This window comes from Flavobacterium humidisoli, assembly GCF_023272795.1.
Lineage (GTDB): Bacteria > Bacteroidota > Bacteroidia > Flavobacteriales > Flavobacteriaceae > Flavobacterium > Flavobacterium humidisoli.
The window spans coordinates 3,378,517-3,393,781 of the sequence record NZ_CP096829.1 but is presented as its reverse complement, the minus strand read 5'-3'; the positions used below and the strand labels follow the sequence as shown (position 1 = coordinate 3,393,781).

Below are 15,265 nucleotides of genomic sequence, written 5' to 3'. Positions count from 1 at the left end.
AAGTTTTTTTTTTAGAATACTCACTATTTAACCGCAAAACACAAAAAGATTTACGCAAAGTTCACAAAGTTTTATTCACAAAGCTTTGCGAACTTTGTACTTTTAAAAGCCTTTAAATAAAAAAACTTAGCGAGCTTTGCGTTAAAATTAAAGACAAAGTGTATCAACCTTAAACTTGAAACAAAAAAAAGCTGTTCGATTAGAACAGCTTTTTATAATTATAGATAAAGGTTAAAAACTTTGTTCCTTAGAAACTTTGAGCCTTTGAACCTTAAAAATTACTTTTGGAATAATTTATTGATTTGGTCTTTTACGAATGGCTCAGAAACGTTGTTTGTTGCTGCGTCTCTTTCTTTACCAGAAACCATAAACTGAACTGTAGCTTTGTCTGGAACTACATTTCCTGTGTAGTGCAACCAAATGTAGTTGTTAGGTAACTCTAATTTGATATCGTACAACGGAGAAGCTGTAAATCCGCCCATGATAATGTTGTATAAAGAGTTATAAGCATTATCGATGTTCTTGAATGAAAATTTTCTCAAAGTCGAATCGTCATCACTTTGAACAATAGTGTAATACACAGTGTATTCGTCACCAATTTTCTGAATGTAGTTGTTATTTACTTTTCCTAATTTTTCTACAGGAACCGTTTCTAGAACCTTAACCTGTGCAAACGAAACAAAAGTAAAAAACAATGCGGCAAGAGTAATAATCTTTTTCATATAGTATTTGGGGTTACAATTTTACGAACACAAAAAAACACAGAAATATTGAAAAAACACCTATCAATTCGTTATTTTTTTAACATAAAATTGTAAAACTTAGCCACACAATCCTAAACTATTGAAATACAAGGAAATAAATTTTAAAACTTAAAATTCCAATCTTCATATCTACATCTTGCTTCTTGCATCTTACATCTTGCTTCTTTCCTCTAATTACCTAAAATCAATATTTCCCTCTCTTCTCCTCTTCTTCTTTCTTGATCACATTTCGGGCGACTTCTATTTTAAACTTCTTCCCTTTCATTTTTTCATCCTTAATATTCTTCAGAAGATCTTTTACTTTATTGTATTTTACCGCCGCAAACGAAACAAAATCTTTTACTTCAATCAAACCTAAATCGTCTTTTTCTAGTTTTCCCTTTTGCGAAAAGAATCCAACAATATCAAATTTATTCAGTTTGGTTTTCTTTCCACCGCTGATATAAATCGTTTGAAATTGAGGTGGGTTTGGCAACGAAACTTTACCTTCAACATCCAAAACCTCCATTTCATAATCAATGTAATCTAACTTTTTTTCACTTTCGTGAATGATAATATACGCCGTTCCCGTCGCCTGCATACGCGCTGTACGACCGTTACGATGTGTAAACTCGTCTTCTTTTAAAGGCAGATGATAATGAATAACATGCTTCATTTCTGGAATATCCAAACCTCTCGCTGCCAAATCGGTTGTCACTAAATATGTAACACTTCCGTTTCGAAACTGAATTAAGGCGCGCTCACGTTCTTCCTGATCCATTCCGCCATGATAATACACCGAATAGATCCCTTTTTCGTTTAAGGTGTCACTAATGCGTTCAGCAGCATCACGATGATTACAGAAAATAATTGCCGATTCTGATTTTAAAGAGCAAATCAAATTGAATAAACTTTGCAGTTTATCTTTTGCTGACGAAATCACCATTTTCATCGAAAGATTTGCTTTCTCTTCCTCCTCTGGAATAAAATCCAAAACAACCGGATTTACCACTCGTGTATATTTCGGAATTTCAATATCAGACGTCGCCGAAACCAAAACTCTTTTATTTACTTTAGATAACCTTCCGATGATAAAAGACATCTGTTCGTGAAATCCTAATTGAAGCGATTTATCAAATTCATCCAAAATTAAAGTTTGAATTTTATCTGTTCTAAAAGTTTCTCTTTCAATATGATCAGCGATTCTTCCAGGCGTTCCAATTAAAACCGCTGGCGGATTGCTTAAATTCTTGATTTCAGTTTCTATTGAATGTCCACCGTAACAAATATTAACTTTGTATTGCGTTCCCATTTTTTTCCAAACCTGTTCAATTTGAAGTCCCAATTCGCGTGATGGAACCAAAATCAAACACTGAACAGACAACACTTCTGGCTGTAACAATTCTAATATTGGAAGCAGGAAAGCCAATGTTTTTCCAGATCCTGTTGGAGAAAGTAATAAAGTATTGTTTTCGTTTAAAATGGCATCATGTGCCATTTCCTGCATTTCGTTTAGACTTTTAACCCCTAAATTCGAAAGTATATCGTTGGAATGGTGTTTTTTATTCATTTTGCAAAAGTAGGGAAAGTTTTTTAACCGCAAAGCACGCAAAGGTTTACACAAAGCTCACAAAGTTTAAGTTCAAAGCTTTGCGAACTTTACGTTTTTATAAAATCCATATATAAAAAACCTTGCGTGCTTTGCGGTAAAAAAACACAAAGCATATCAACTTGAAACCTGAAACTTGAAACTTTTAAACAAATAAAAAACTATATATTTGATTCCTATTAAAAAATCAAAACATGAAACTTTTTACTTTTTTCATTTCACTTTTCACCATTACCCTTTTCGCTCAAAACAATAAAAAATACGATACTTTTTTTGAGAAAGGAAACGGAAACCAATCGGCAACTTATCAAGAAACTATAGCTTATTTTAAAATGCTTGCTGCCGATTTTCCAACGATTCAAATGAAAGAAATGGGACTAACCGATTCTGGAGAACCTTTGCACATGATTACCTTCAATGCTGACAAAGAATTTGATTTTGACAAAATACAGAAAACCAAAGCCGTTTTATTTGTGAATAACGGAATCCACGCAGGCGAACCTGACGGAATCGATGCAACCATGCAATTCTACAGAGATTTGGCAATAGGCAAACTGAAAGCGCCTAAAAATACGGTTTTAGTGACCATTCCAGTTTATAATATTGGCGGAGCGTTAAATAGAAATTCTACAACACGAGCCAATCAAGACGGACCAGAAATTTATGGTTTCAGAGGAAATGCGAGAAACTACGATTTGAATCGCGATATGATGAAATCTGACACAAGAAACACTAAAAGTTTTGTCGAGATTTTTCAAAAGATAAATGCCGATGTTTTTATTGACAATCACGTAAGTAACGGCTCTGATTATCAATACAAATTGACGTACATTATGACACAGCACAATAAACTCGGAACTGTTTTGGGCGATTTTATGAATAACGAAATGATGCCGGCTTTGGTCAAAGATCTTCAGAAAAAGAAAATCGAAACTACGCCTTATGTCGATTCGTTTAAAGATACTCCAGACAAAGGTTTTGGGCAGTTTGTCGATAGTCCGCGATACACAACGGGTTACACTTCCCTATTTAATACGATTGGTTTTGTGGTGGAAACACACATGCTGAAAAAATACGCAGAACGTGTAAAAATGACTTACGAATACATGAAATCGACTTTGGATTTTACCGATGCGAATTATCAAAAGATAAAAGATTTAAGAGCAAAGAATTTAGAACAATATCAGCCTAAAAAATCGTACACTCTAAAATGGGAACTGGATAGCACAAAAGCGACCACTTTTTCGTTTTTGGGTTATGAAGCAGGTTACAAAAAAAGCGAAGCTACAACAGGAAATCGTTTGTATTATGACAGAACCAAACCATACCAAAAAGATGTTCCGTATATCAAAGAATTCAAATCGGTAAAAGATGTTGTTATTCCGTCTGCTTATATCATTCCGCGTGGTTATTGGAATATTATTGACCTTTTGAAAAACAATAATATCTCGTTTAAGCAAATTAAAAACGATACAATTATAGAAGTTGAAAGCTACAGAATTTCAGATTTTAAAACCGTTCCGTCTGCTTACGAAGGGCATTATTTACACAGAAACACAACCGTAACTTCTAAAATAGTTAAAATGGCTTTCGCCAAAGGAGATTACCTAGTTCCAACAACTCAAAAAGGTGTAAAATATCTTCTAGAAGTTTTTGAACCAGAAGGTATTGATTCTTTTTTTAATTGGAATTTCTTCGATCCTATTTTACAGCAAAAAGAACATTACTCAGAATATATTTTTGAAGATACTGCGGCGAATCTCTTAAAAGCAAACCCAGCTCTAAAAGCAGCATTAGAAACTAAAAAACAAAACGACCGCGAATTTGCTAAAAATTCTGAAGCTCAATTGGACTGGATTTACAAACATTCAGTTTATTATGAAAAGGCTCATATGCAGTATCCTGTTTATCGTGTTTTGTAGATTTTTTTGATTTGATGTGGTCTTTAAAAAGTCCCATATCGCAAAGCGAGAAACGTTTGTGACAGAATACGGACATCTCATCGATAGAAAAAATAATATCATTATGTATTGTGTCCTGACAGGACACCTGTTTATGGACATAATTACTCCGTTAATCAAACGTTCCTAAGGAACGTATAACTGTAATTCATTTTTTTTCTACCGATGAAACATTCCTACGGAATGAGTTTTTCAATTGCAAAGTTCAAAATTCACAAAGCAAGTATAAATTTAATTAACTTTTTTCCGACTTATCCTAAAAGTTATATATTTGAAATCATCAATTTAAAACTCTAAAAATCATAAAGAAATGGGGCTATTCAATAATCTTTTTAAAAAGAAAGAAGAAAATATAGAATCAACAACTAATCAATCAAACAATACCATACACTTCACATCTGAAAATGATTTTTTAGAAAAATTTGGAGCTCTTGCTTTAGAAAAACAAAGAAATCTATTTGAGATAACTGGTGGTCTTTCTTGGAATGTTGATATGAATAAAGAAGAAATCACTTTTGGTGATGATCTTACTTTTCCGATGCAGGTTTTGGGTTCATTTTCGCATTCGTCAGAAACTTGGCTTTGGCTTTGGGAAAATAAAGCGGGCGGTTATGCAGAATCTGTTATGCAGCAAGCACTTTCATTAAAGAAATATGGAGAAGAAAACAATATAGAGTTATTAAGCGTTGGAAAATTTGACGCTGTTCCTAATGATTTACATCTTATTGGAATGGTTGCTACTACGATGTTTAATTTAAGCGGTTATTATCTTGGAAATTACGGTCAAGGAACAATGGTTGTTACAATAAAAGATGATGCAATTGATAAGACTGAAAGCGAGGAATTTTCTAGAATTTTGACTGTTTTTCCAGAATTGATTTCGACGTTTGAAATTCAAAATCACAAGAATGCTTTTTCAAATTATCTTTCTCAAAAAGGTTTTGAATTGACTTCTAATGGAAATGAAGTGAAAGCTGAAAAAAATGGTCAAATAATTACTGCTACTTTTAATGAGAATAATCTTTTAACTAACTTAAATGGTAATTCTTAATCACTAAATGATATTGTTTGCTCTCGCGTGAGGGATAGAAGCAAGCTACCGAAGTAGCGCGGATAGCCCGACAGCAATTAAAAAAAGACCCAATGAACGCAAAGTTTATTGTGTCTTTTTTTAATTGGTGGCACGCCCAAATATTTAATTATTTCGAATTTGGAGCCGATCGATAAGCTACAGGTGGTTCAATTTTTTCCGTTGGAATTTTTTCTTCTTCAAACAACAATTTGATATTCTCGTATGAGTTTTTAAGCGCTTCTTTGATTTGTTCTGGGTTTAACCAGGCGACTTTTTCGATTCCTTCCTCGATTTGTCCGTGAGGAGTTCCTTCAAAATCAGACTGCATTTCGAACCAATGCGTGATTTTGAGTTTGTATTTTCCGTTGCGTTTAAAGATATGATAGGTTTTTTGAAGTTTATTCGTAATACGAAGCTGGTTTACTCCCGTCTCCTCCTCTACCTCACGCATAGCCGTCGCTTCAATGTCTTCCCCTTTCTCGATTCCGCCTTTTGGCAGATCCCATTTTCCGTTTCTAAAGATGAACAAGACTTCGCCTTTCTTATTGTAGACAAAGCCTCCGCCCGCTTTATTTACCGGAATCTTGGCTTTTAGGGTTTTCATGATCTCACTTTCGTCGGGATGATATAGAATCGCTTTTTGAATTTTATTTTGAAAAATTTTTATAATAAGCTGTTCGATATCAATACTCTCCAACAAGAACAATTGGAAATCTGTTTCGCGCGAGATTTCATTTGTCAAAAAAAGTGGTTTGTCGTTTACAAAAACTTTATACATTTGTACTATGATTTTTAATAAAGATACTGCCGAAAAAACAGCCGAATTGCTTTTGCAAATAAATGCAATTAAATTGAATCCCGAAAATCCTTTTACATGGGCTTCTGGTTGGAAATCTCCTATTTATTGCGATAATAGGTTAATTCTTTCATTTCCGAGCATCAGAAACTATGTTCGTGATGAGTTTGCTAAGAACATCGAAAAACAATTTGGAAAACCTGATGTGATCGCTGGTGTTGCTACTGGAGCCATTGGAGTTGGAATTTTGGTTGCCGAAAGTTTAGGGCTTCCGTTCGTATATGTGCGTCCAGAGCCTAAAAAACACGGCAGACAAAACCAAGTAGAAGGTTTTTTACAAAAAGGACAAAATGTTGTGGTTGTCGAAGATTTAATTAGTACTGGAAAAAGTAGTTTGATGGCTGTGGAAGCTTTAAGAAATGAAGGTGCAAACATTAAAGGTATGGCCGCAATTTTTACATATGGTTTTGGCGTTGCTGAAGAAAATTTTAAAGAAGCTAATATTGATTTATTCACTTTGAGCAACTACGAGAATTTATTAGACTTGGCGGTTCAAAAACAATATATCACCGAAGATCAGCAATCGACTCTATTGGAATGGAATGAAAGTCCATCGACTTGGGGACAAGAGGATTAATTTTAGATTTTAGATTTTCTAAAAAAATCGCTTCGCTCTTTTTTGGGAATTTAATCTCGCTTTGCGATCTTAGTGTTTTATAAACCTAGCATATAAAAAAACCTTAGCGCGCTTTGCGGTAAAAACAAAAAAAATAAAAATATATGAACTTAGAAAGTCCAAAAGTTACTGTTCAGAAATCAGCTCAAGATTTATTTGATCAATTGACTGATGTTAAGAATTTTGAAAAATTAATGCCAGATAATATCGCTAAATTTGAAGTGACTGGCGAAGACGCTTTTATTTTTGGATTGAAAGGGATGCCTGAAATCAAATTAAAAATGAAAGACAAAGAGGCTCCAAACAAAATCGTTTTGGGTGCTGCAAGTGATAAACTTCCATTTACATTAACTTCAAACATTGATAGTATTTCTGATTCAGAAAGTGCAGTTCAGTTATTTTTTGAAGGCGAATTCAATGCTATGATGGCAATGATGGTTAAAGGTCCAATCAGTAAGTTTATTGAAACTTTAGCAAACAATATGAACAAATTATAATGGTTAATTGTAAATTGTGAATTATAAATGAAAAGTCCAATCTAACGATTGGACTTTTTTATTTTTTGTAATTTATCATTCTTGAAGGTGATAAACTATGTGGTAACTTTATGTTAGACGCAGTGTAGTGCGTCTCTACGGAAAATTCTTTATCAAAAATCTTAGAATCTTAGCAACTCAGAACCTTAGTTAGACGCACTGCAGTGCGTCTCTACGAAAAACCTTTGCCACTTTGTCCCTCTGTCCCTTTGCAACTTTCAATAAAGCATTTTAACCTCTTTAATCTCAAACTCTACCACAGAATCATCTTCTAGCAAAACCTGCAATTTTCCTATTGGAGAAACGCCTTGAATGATTCCCATAAAATCTTGATTGTTATTGTCTCTAAATGCAGTTGGAATTCCTTTTTTAAATAAAAAATTAAAATAATCATCCCAAAAAATTTGTGCTGAGGTATTCCAAGATTGAATTTTCTCTTTTAGTTTTTCAACGATTAGAATTGCCAATTCTTCTTTGTCAAAAGTTTTTCCAGAAATTACTGCCAACGAAGAAGCATTTGGCAATTCGTCAAAATCGGTTTGATTGACATTAATTCCGATTCCGACAACTGACACGATTCTGCCATCGCTTTTTAAGGTATTTTCGATTAATATGCCAACTAACTTCTTATTGTATGACAGAATGTCGTTTGGCCATTTTATGCATATATCAGGAATATTTAACGATTTTAAAACCTCTGCTACCGATAAAGAAACCAAGACGCTTAAATTAAAAACTTTGTCATTATTAAACAAAAAATCTTTCACCAAGACACTCATAGTTAAGTTCTTACCAGCTTCAGTCTTCCATAAGCCTCCAACTTGCCCCTTCCCTTTTGTCTGATTTTCAGCTGTTACCGTTGTAAAATTCTCCAGTTCATCCTGACTTGACAAAGCTTTTAAGAAGTCATTTGTAGAATCTATGGCATCGAGTTTGATTAGTTTCATTAAATAATTTAAATATCTTAATTTAATATTTTGTTAAGGTTCAAAAATAATCACAAAATTTGGTAACTTTACAAATTCATATAAAATAATTCATGGCGAAAAAGACTATTAATAATGATGTTCTACTGGCGAACATAATCAAAGGGATTGAGGAAGTAAAAGGAAATGATATCGATATTCTTGACTTAAGAGAAATAGATACAGCTGTATGCGACTATTTTGTTATTTGCAACGGTAGCTCAAACACCCAAGTTAACGCCATCGTAAACTCAATTCAAAAAACAGTATCAAAAGACTTAAAAGATAAACCCTGGCACGTAGAAGGAACAGATAATGCAGAATGGGTTCTTATGGACTATGTACACATTGTAGTACACGTTTTCCAGAAGCACATTCGCGAATATTACAACATCGAAAGCCTTTGGGGCGATGCCAAAATAACTTCAATCGAGAACAAATACTAAAGAAACTTTCATTAAATGGCTAAAGATAATAATCCAAATCCGAATAAATTTAAAATAAGTCCTTGGTTAATATACACCGCAATACTTTTAGTTTTTTTATTCATAAGTTTTGCCACAGGAGGATCAAGCTTAAGCGAACCTGCTCAATTAACTTCTTCTAAATTCAACACGCTTTTAGAAAAAGGACAGATTGAAAAAGTAATTGTGTACAACAAAGCAGAAGCTGAGGTATATTTAAATGCTGCCGCTCTTAAAGATCCGGCAAATAAAAAAGTAGCTGAAGATATTTTCAAACAGCCAAACAAAGGTCCACACTATACCTTGGAAATTGGTAATGATCAAATCTTTCAGACTAAACTGGAAAAAGCAGTTAGCGAAGGGAAATTAAAAGATTTTAACTTCCTTCAAAAAAATAACTGGAGCGATATTTTAATCAGCTTACTTCCTATCATCATCATTGTTGGTGTATGGATTTTCATCATGCGTAAAATGTCTGGCGGAGGCGCTGGCGGAGGCGGTCAGATTTTCAATATCGGAAAATCTAAAGCTAAACTTTTTGACGAAAAAACAGACATTAAAACAACTTTTAAAGATGTTGCAGGTCTAGAAGGTGCAAAAGAAGAAATTCAAGAAATTGTTGAGTTCCTTAAAAACCCTGAAAAATACACTAATCTTGGAGGTAAAATTCCTAAAGGAGCTTTACTTGTAGGTCCTCCGGGAACTGGTAAAACTTTATTAGCGAAAGCTGTTGCTGGTGAAGCTCAAGTACCCTTCTTCTCTTTATCAGGTTCTGATTTCGTTGAGATGTTCGTTGGAGTTGGTGCTTCACGTGTACGTGACTTATTTAAACAAGCAAAAGAAAAATCTCCTGCTATTATCTTCATCGATGAAATTGATGCTGTTGGTAGAGCAAGAGGAAAAAGCAATATGTCTGGCGGAAACGACGAAAGAGAAAACACCTTGAACCAATTATTAACAGAAATGGATGGTTTTGGTACAAACTCTAACGTAATTGTTTTAGCAGCAACAAACAGAGCTGATGTTCTTGATAAAGCTTTAATGCGTGCAGGACGTTTTGACAGACAAATTTTTGTTGACTTACCAGATATTCGCGAAAGAGCTGAAATCTTTAAAGTTCACTTAGCTCCTATCAAAAAAGTTGAAGGCCTTGATTTAGATTTCTTAGCCAAACAAACTCCAGGTTTCTCTGGTGCTGATATTGCTAACGTTTGTAATGAAGCTGCTCTTATTGCTGCTCGTAACAATAAAGCGGCAGTTGACAGACAAGACTTCCTTGATGCTGTAGATAGAATTATCGGTGGTTTAGAAAAGAAAAATAAAATCATTACTCCAGACGAAAAGAGAGCAATTGCAATTCACGAGGCTGGACACGCTACTGTAAGTTGGATGTTAGAGCATGCTGCTCCACTTATTAAAGTTACAATTGTTCCTCGTGGGCAAAGTTTAGGAGCTGCATGGTATTTACCAGAAGAAAGACAAATCGTAAGAACAGATCAAATGTTAGACGAGATGTGTGCTACTATGGGTGGTAGAGCTGCTGAAAAAGTTACTTTCGATAGAATTTCGACTGGTGCTTTGAGTGATTTAGAAAAAGTAACACGTCAAGCTCGCGCAATGGTAACCATTTACGGACTGAACGATAAAATCGGAAATGTTACTTATTATGATTCAACTGGACAAAATGAGTACAACTTCTCGAAACCGTATTCTGATGAGACTGCAAAAATTATTGACAAAGAAATTTCAGAGTTAATAGAAGGTCAATATCAAAGAGCGATTCAGATTTTAGAGGAAAACAAAGACAAGTTAAACCAACTTGCTGATATTCTGATTGAAAAAGAAGTAATCTTTAAAGATGACTTAGAAAACATATTCGGAAAACGTACTTTTGACAAAAATTTAGAAGAAGTAGTTTCATAAATAATTACGAAAAACGTAATAAATTTTTAAAATCTTAATTCAAAAGTCCCTTTTGAATTAAGATTTTTTTATCTTTGAACGTTTTCAATTAACATGTAAAGCATTTCATATAAAAAATGAATTTTTTCAAAAAAATATTTGGCTCTAGTGAAGCCGCTTCTGACGAAGAGAACGAAAGCGAATATGCAGGTTCATCTGCGCAGAACAGTCATTTATCTTTAGACGAGCAATTTATTTTCAACTTCAAAAAAAATGGAGGAAAGTTCTTGTATTGCGAAAACATGGAAGAAGTTGCAGAGCAGTTTGAAAATATTTTAGAAGAAAACGACTGGTTCGAGAATGAAGTTTTATGCTATGAGCAAGCCTTATTTAACTTACTAGAAGAAAATAAATTATTTTACATCGCTCCAACTAAGCCAAAATTTTTATTGGCTAGCTGTGAAAACCTTATAGCTGATGAAGGTTCTATTTTATTTTCATCAAAACAAATCAGACAAAATAAACCTAACGAATTACCTGCAAATATTGTTATTATAGCAACCACAAGCCAAATCCTTCCAATGAAAAGCGACGGATTAAGCGCTATAAAACGAAAATACGAAAGAGACTATCCTACTAATATCACTACAATAAAATATTTCGAAAAAGCCAAAGACGAGGACTTTACACAATACGGAAGTGTTGCAAAAAACCTTTATTTACTGCTTTTAGAAGACCTTTAAGATGAACGAAACACTGAAGAGGGCCATTTCTGGTGCTGTTTATATCGCTTTATTACTAACTTCGATATTGTTTTCTACAGAAAGCTTCATTACTCTTTTTGGCGTTTTCTTAATTATCACGATATACGAGTTTTCTAATATCGTAAACTTGAACAAAGTGTTTTCTATCCTTTTTGGAACTTTGATTTATTCTTCCATTATTCTTGTAAGTCATTACAACAAACAAACAACCAAGTTTCTTAACGATACCTTTAACACCAACATAAGTTTAGAAACCAATATTAAACAGCTCGATTTAATTCTTCTGGCTATAACTATTGTCGTTTCAATAAAATGCATCATATTTTTATTTTACGATTCGGTTCAAAAAGTGAGCACTTCTTCAAAATATCTATATCTGCTTGGATATATTACACTTCCCTTTGTGTTTATCGTAAAAATCTCATTTGGAACAAATGATTATAATCCGAAAATTATTCTTGGTCTATTTGTTTTAATCTGGACCAATGATACTTTTGCCTATTTGGTTGGAAAATCAATGGGAAAACACAAATTATTTGAGCGAGTTTCTCCTAAAAAAACAATTGAAGGTTTTCTAGGTGGTGTTGTATTTGCCGCTTTTGCTGGCTTTTTGATTTCTAAACTCTATATTCAGCCTAAACCTGAATTTAGCAACACATCAATCTTAATCTGGACTATTATCGCATTAATTGTTAGTATTTTTGGAACTATTGGAGACTTAATAGAATCCAAATTTAAACGAATTGCAGGCATAAAAGACAGCGGTTCGATAATGCCTGGTCACGGAGGTATTCTAGATCGATTAGATAGTGTTATATTTGTAGCACCAATTATATTTTTATTTTATCAAATTTTATATTATGTTTCATAAAGAGGGAGGCCCGTCCATTTTATTAGGTACTGTATTTACTGTAGCTGTACTTTTAATTGCTGATAAATTCATTGATATTGCTTGGCTGAGAATGCTTGTGCAATTTGCAGCGCTTGTAATTTTGATTATTATTTTACAATTCTTCAGAAATCCGAAAAGAATTGCAATTAGAAACAGTGATCATATCCTTGCGCCAGTAGATGGAAAAGTGGTGGTTATTGAAGAAGTTTATGAAGGAGAATATTTTAAAGATAAACGTTTGCAGGTGTCTATTTTTATGTCGCCAATCAATGTGCACGTAACACGTTACGCAATGGATGGAATCATTAAATTTAGCAAATACCACCCTGGAAAATTCCTTGTTGCTTGGCACCCTAAAGCAAGTGAAGAAAACGAAAGAACTACAGTAGTGATAGAAAATGAAACTTTTGGTTCGATTTTATACAGACAAATTGCAGGTGCATTGGCTCGCAGAATTGTAAATTACGCTAAAGAAGGAATGCAGGTTGTTCAAGGAACCGACGCTGGTTTCATTAAATTTGGATCAAGAGTCGATTTATTTTTACCTTTAGGCACACCAATCAATGTCGAGTTAAACCAAAAAGCGATTGGAGGAAAAACAATTATTGCTACAAAAGCATAAATGGCTGATAAAGATTTAGATATTCGCTTCACTAAAGCCGTCGAAGCTGCAATGGCTATGACTCAGGCTTCACTGCCGCAGGATGTGCAGTTAAGACTTTATGCTTTTTACAAACAGGCTACTTTTGGAACAGCTGTTTACAATCAATCTGAAAATTTTGATTTGCGAAATGCTTTTAAAACCAATGCCTGGATGCAGATAAGCCATATGTCTGTAGACGAAGCCAAAGAAAATTATATCGAAATCATCAATTCATTAACATCAAAATAAAACATTATGAAGAAAAACGTTGTCCTTTTCAGCACTTTAACTTCATTTTTACTATTGTTTTCTTGTAAAGAAGATAAACTGACAGAAGTAGTTGAAGTTCCTCTTCCAACAAAAGAAGAAAAAATTACTATTGGTTCGCCAAATGATGTTAAAGCCGATCCAGGCTCTTTTGAAATGACGAAACTGCCATTTAATTATGATGGTCTTGCTCCCGACATTAGAACCTTAACTTTAGAAACACATTACTCAAAACATTACCTGTCATACACAAATGCTTTTAATAAAGAGATTGTTTCGACCGAGTTTGAAAATATGCCTATTGAAGACATTTTAAAAAAAATGCCTCTTACTAATTTAAAACTCCGTCAGAATGCAGGTGGGTATTACAACCATACACTGTATTTTAACATTCTGACTCCAAAAGAGCAGACTCCAAAAGATACTCTTGCAGGTTCTATTAATAAAGAATTTGGTTCTTTTAACAATCTAACCAATCAATTTAAAGCACAGTCAGAAAAGCAGTTTGGTTCTGGATGGGTTTGGCTGGTTGTAGACCGATATGGCAAATTACAAATTACCACAACTGACAATCAAGATAATCCATTGATGAAGAATGCCTTGATTCCAGGAACTCCAATTATGGGAATTGATCTTTGGGAACATGCTTATTATTTAGATTATCAAAATCGAAAAGGCAGTTACATTGACGCTTTTTACAATCACATAAATTGGGAAAAAGTAAACGAATATTACGTTGAAGCGCTCAAAAAGGTTAAAAAAGTATAGAAAAAAAGCTGATGCAATTAAGTATCAGCTTTTTTTTATACCTTTTAAGTACTTAAACGAAGATTATGAAAGACATTGCCAATCGTTTTACAGAAAACCCTATATTATCGCCGTCAGATATACCGCCAAGTAGAGAAGGTCTAGAAATTACGTGTCTATTGAATCCGGGCGTGTTTCAGTTTCAAAACAAAATCTGGCTAGCGATGCGTGTCGCCGAAAGACCAAAACAAATTGAAAACACTATTTCTTTTCCGATATTAACAGAAGCAGGCACCATTCAGATTATTGAAATTTTAAAAGATCATCCTGAACTTATTGCAACAGATGCACGCGTAATTAATTATCAAGGCATTGATTACTTAACTACCTTATCTCATATTCGATTGTTGTGCAGTGAAGACGGTAAACGATTTTATGAACCTGAAGATTATCCGCATTTAGTTGGCGAAGGAATACTAGAAACTTTTGGAATTGAAGATTGCCGGGTTTCTCTCATAGAAGGAAAATACTACCTCACTTTTACATCTGTTTCTCCTAGCGGTGTGGGCGTTGGCTTAAGAACTACAACCGATTGGAAGAATTTTGAAAAGCACGGACTAATATTTCCTCCTCACAATAAAGACTGTGCCATTTTTGAAGAAAAAATAAACGGCTTGTTTTATGCCTTGCATCGCCCTAGCAGTGTAGATATTGGAGGGAACTACATTTGGATTGCTTCTTCTCCAGATGGAATTCATTGGGGAAATCATAAATGCATTATCAAAACCAGAAAAGATAGTTGGGACAGCAAAAGAGTTGGCGCTGGAGCCGCACCGATAAAAACAGAATTAGGCTGGCTAGAAATTTATCATGGAGCCAACGAATTTCATCAATATTCTTTAGGCGCTTTTTTATTGGATTTAGAAGATCCCACAAAAGTGATTTCGAGAACCGAAACTCCTATTATGTTTCCTAAAACAAGTTACGAACTAAGCGGTTTCTTTGGAAATGTTGTCTTCACAAACGGCCATATAGTGGAACCCGACGGCGACACGCTTACAATTTATTATGGTGCTTCTGATGAATTTGTATGCGGTGCGACTTTTTCAATAAAAGAGATTTTTTCACTTTTAAAAAATGTTTAAAAACAAAAACTTGTTTAGTTTAATCTCTTAATCCAAACAAGTTTTATATTATTTAAATTTCAGTAATTAAAATCGCTAATTAC

The 15,265-nt window shown here is 33.9% G+C and carries 16 protein-coding genes; 12 read left to right on the top strand and 4 right to left on the bottom strand.

Annotated elements, in window-relative coordinates; translation table 11 throughout:
- Positions 1-278: 278 nt before the first annotated feature.
- Both M0M44_RS14590 and M0M44_RS14585 read right to left on the bottom strand, forming a co-directional pair.
- Positions 279-722 (bottom strand): hypothetical protein, encoded by a 444-nt coding sequence (locus M0M44_RS14590; RefSeq protein ID WP_202001246.1) that lies wholly within the window; start codon positions 720-722, stop codon positions 279-281.
- Between the two features lie 226 nt (positions 723-948).
- On the bottom strand, positions 949-2,313 hold the full coding sequence (locus M0M44_RS14585) for a DEAD/DEAH box helicase (RefSeq protein ID WP_248726306.1): 1,365 nt from the start codon (positions 2,311-2,313) through the stop codon (positions 949-951).
- Between the two features lie 233 nt (positions 2,314-2,546).
- On the opposite strand from M0M44_RS14585, the gene M0M44_RS14580 reads away from it, so the two are divergent.
- Both M0M44_RS14580 and M0M44_RS14575 read left to right on the top strand, forming a co-directional pair.
- Positions 2,547-4,274, top strand: a complete 1,728-nt coding sequence (locus M0M44_RS14580; protein ID WP_248726305.1) for a M14 family metallopeptidase — start codon at positions 2,547-2,549, stop codon at positions 4,272-4,274.
- A 349-nt stretch (positions 4,275-4,623) separates the two neighbouring features.
- Entirely contained in the window at positions 4,624-5,364 is a 741-nt protein-coding gene (locus M0M44_RS14575) for a DUF6882 domain-containing protein (RefSeq protein ID WP_248726304.1), read from the top strand.
- Positions 5,365-5,512: 148 nt separating this feature from the next.
- Here the strand turns inward: M0M44_RS14575 and M0M44_RS14570 are convergent, their stop codons facing one another.
- Positions 5,513-6,163, bottom strand: coding sequence for an NUDIX hydrolase (locus M0M44_RS14570; protein WP_248726303.1), 651 nt, complete (start codon positions 6,161-6,163; stop codon positions 5,513-5,515).
- 7 nt (positions 6,164-6,170) lie between these two features.
- On the opposite strand from M0M44_RS14570, the gene pyrE reads away from it, so the two are divergent.
- Positions 6,171-6,818, top strand: a complete 648-nt coding sequence (gene pyrE / locus M0M44_RS14565; RefSeq protein WP_248726302.1) for an orotate phosphoribosyltransferase — start codon at positions 6,171-6,173, stop codon at positions 6,816-6,818.
- Positions 6,819-6,961: 143 nt separating this feature from the next.
- Positions 6,962-7,354 (top strand): SRPBCC family protein, encoded by a 393-nt coding sequence (locus tag M0M44_RS14560; RefSeq protein WP_248726301.1) that lies wholly within the window; start codon positions 6,962-6,964, stop codon positions 7,352-7,354.
- Between the two features lie 257 nt (positions 7,355-7,611).
- Here M0M44_RS14560 and M0M44_RS14555 read toward each other — a convergent pair whose 3' ends face one another.
- Entirely contained in the window at positions 7,612-8,340 is a 729-nt protein-coding gene (locus tag M0M44_RS14555) for a biotin--[acetyl-CoA-carboxylase] ligase (RefSeq protein ID WP_248726300.1), read from the bottom strand.
- Positions 8,341-8,432: 92 nt separating this feature from the next.
- On the opposite strand from M0M44_RS14555, the gene rsfS reads away from it, so the two are divergent.
- From rsfS to M0M44_RS14515, 8 genes are all read left to right on the top strand, one after another.
- Positions 8,433-8,804 carry a ribosome silencing factor gene (gene rsfS, locus M0M44_RS14550; protein ID WP_008462770.1) on the top strand — a complete coding sequence of 124 codons (372 nt, stop codon included), beginning with the start codon at positions 8,433-8,435 and terminating at the stop codon, positions 8,802-8,804.
- 15 nt (positions 8,805-8,819) lie between these two features.
- The gene (gene ftsH, locus M0M44_RS14545) at positions 8,820-10,745 is read left to right on the top strand and encodes an ATP-dependent zinc metalloprotease FtsH (RefSeq protein ID WP_248726299.1); all 1,926 of its coding nucleotides are present in this window, start codon (positions 8,820-8,822) and stop codon (positions 10,743-10,745) included.
- Between the two features lie 116 nt (positions 10,746-10,861).
- Complete coding sequence (locus M0M44_RS14540) at positions 10,862-11,467, top strand: lactate utilization protein B/C (RefSeq protein ID WP_248726298.1); 606 nt, start codon at positions 10,862-10,864, stop codon at positions 11,465-11,467.
- 1 nt (position 11,468) lies between these two features.
- A complete protein-coding gene (locus tag M0M44_RS14535) occupies positions 11,469-12,359 on the top strand; it encodes a phosphatidate cytidylyltransferase (protein ID WP_248726297.1) in 891 nt (296 codons plus the stop codon).
- Positions 12,349-13,002, top strand: a complete 654-nt coding sequence (locus tag M0M44_RS14530; protein WP_248726296.1) for a phosphatidylserine decarboxylase family protein — start codon at positions 12,349-12,351, stop codon at positions 13,000-13,002. The genes M0M44_RS14535 and M0M44_RS14530 overlap by 11 nt, the downstream gene beginning before the upstream one ends.
- Complete coding sequence (locus M0M44_RS14525; protein ID WP_248726295.1) at positions 13,003-13,272, top strand: acyl-CoA-binding protein; 270 nt, start codon at positions 13,003-13,005, stop codon at positions 13,270-13,272.
- A gap of 6 nt (positions 13,273-13,278) precedes the next feature.
- Positions 13,279-14,058 (top strand): superoxide dismutase, encoded by a 780-nt coding sequence (locus M0M44_RS14520; protein ID WP_248726294.1) that lies wholly within the window; start codon positions 13,279-13,281, stop codon positions 14,056-14,058.
- 65 nt (positions 14,059-14,123) lie between these two features.
- A complete protein-coding gene (locus M0M44_RS14515; RefSeq protein WP_248726293.1) occupies positions 14,124-15,182 on the top strand; it encodes a glycoside hydrolase family 130 protein in 1,059 nt (352 codons plus the stop codon).
- The last annotated feature ends 83 nt before the right edge of the window (positions 15,183-15,265 follow it).

Bases quoted from the DNA above. Each gene is read 5' to 3' on its own strand.
- M0M44_RS14590 (WP_202001246.1), bottom strand. From the start codon at position 722: ATGAAAAAGATTATTACTCTTGCCGCATTGTTTTTTACTTTTGTTTCG.
- M0M44_RS14585 (WP_248726306.1), bottom strand. From the start codon at position 2,313: ATGAATAAAAAACACCATTCCAACGATATACTTTCGAATTTAGGGGTT.
- M0M44_RS14580 (WP_248726305.1), top strand. From the start codon at position 2,547: ATGAAACTTTTTACTTTTTTCATTTCACTTTTCACCATTACCCTTTTC.
- M0M44_RS14575 (WP_248726304.1), top strand. From the start codon at position 4,624: ATGGGGCTATTCAATAATCTTTTTAAAAAGAAAGAAGAAAATATAGAA.
- M0M44_RS14570 (WP_248726303.1), bottom strand. From the start codon at position 6,163: ATGTATAAAGTTTTTGTAAACGACAAACCACTTTTTTTGACAAATGAA.
- pyrE (WP_248726302.1), top strand. From the start codon at position 6,171: ATGATTTTTAATAAAGATACTGCCGAAAAAACAGCCGAATTGCTTTTG.
- M0M44_RS14560 (WP_248726301.1), top strand. From the start codon at position 6,962: ATGAACTTAGAAAGTCCAAAAGTTACTGTTCAGAAATCAGCTCAAGAT.
- M0M44_RS14555 (WP_248726300.1), bottom strand. From the start codon at position 8,340: ATGAAACTAATCAAACTCGATGCCATAGATTCTACAAATGACTTCTTA.
- rsfS (WP_008462770.1), top strand. From the start codon at position 8,433: ATGGCGAAAAAGACTATTAATAATGATGTTCTACTGGCGAACATAATC.
- ftsH (WP_248726299.1), top strand. From the start codon at position 8,820: ATGGCTAAAGATAATAATCCAAATCCGAATAAATTTAAAATAAGTCCT.
- M0M44_RS14540 (WP_248726298.1), top strand. From the start codon at position 10,862: ATGAATTTTTTCAAAAAAATATTTGGCTCTAGTGAAGCCGCTTCTGAC.
- M0M44_RS14535 (WP_248726297.1), top strand. From the start codon at position 11,469: ATGAACGAAACACTGAAGAGGGCCATTTCTGGTGCTGTTTATATCGCT.
- M0M44_RS14530 (WP_248726296.1), top strand. From the start codon at position 12,349: ATGTTTCATAAAGAGGGAGGCCCGTCCATTTTATTAGGTACTGTATTT.
- M0M44_RS14525 (WP_248726295.1), top strand. From the start codon at position 13,003: ATGGCTGATAAAGATTTAGATATTCGCTTCACTAAAGCCGTCGAAGCT.
- M0M44_RS14520 (WP_248726294.1), top strand. From the start codon at position 13,279: ATGAAGAAAAACGTTGTCCTTTTCAGCACTTTAACTTCATTTTTACTA.
- M0M44_RS14515 (WP_248726293.1), top strand. From the start codon at position 14,124: ATGAAAGACATTGCCAATCGTTTTACAGAAAACCCTATATTATCGCCG.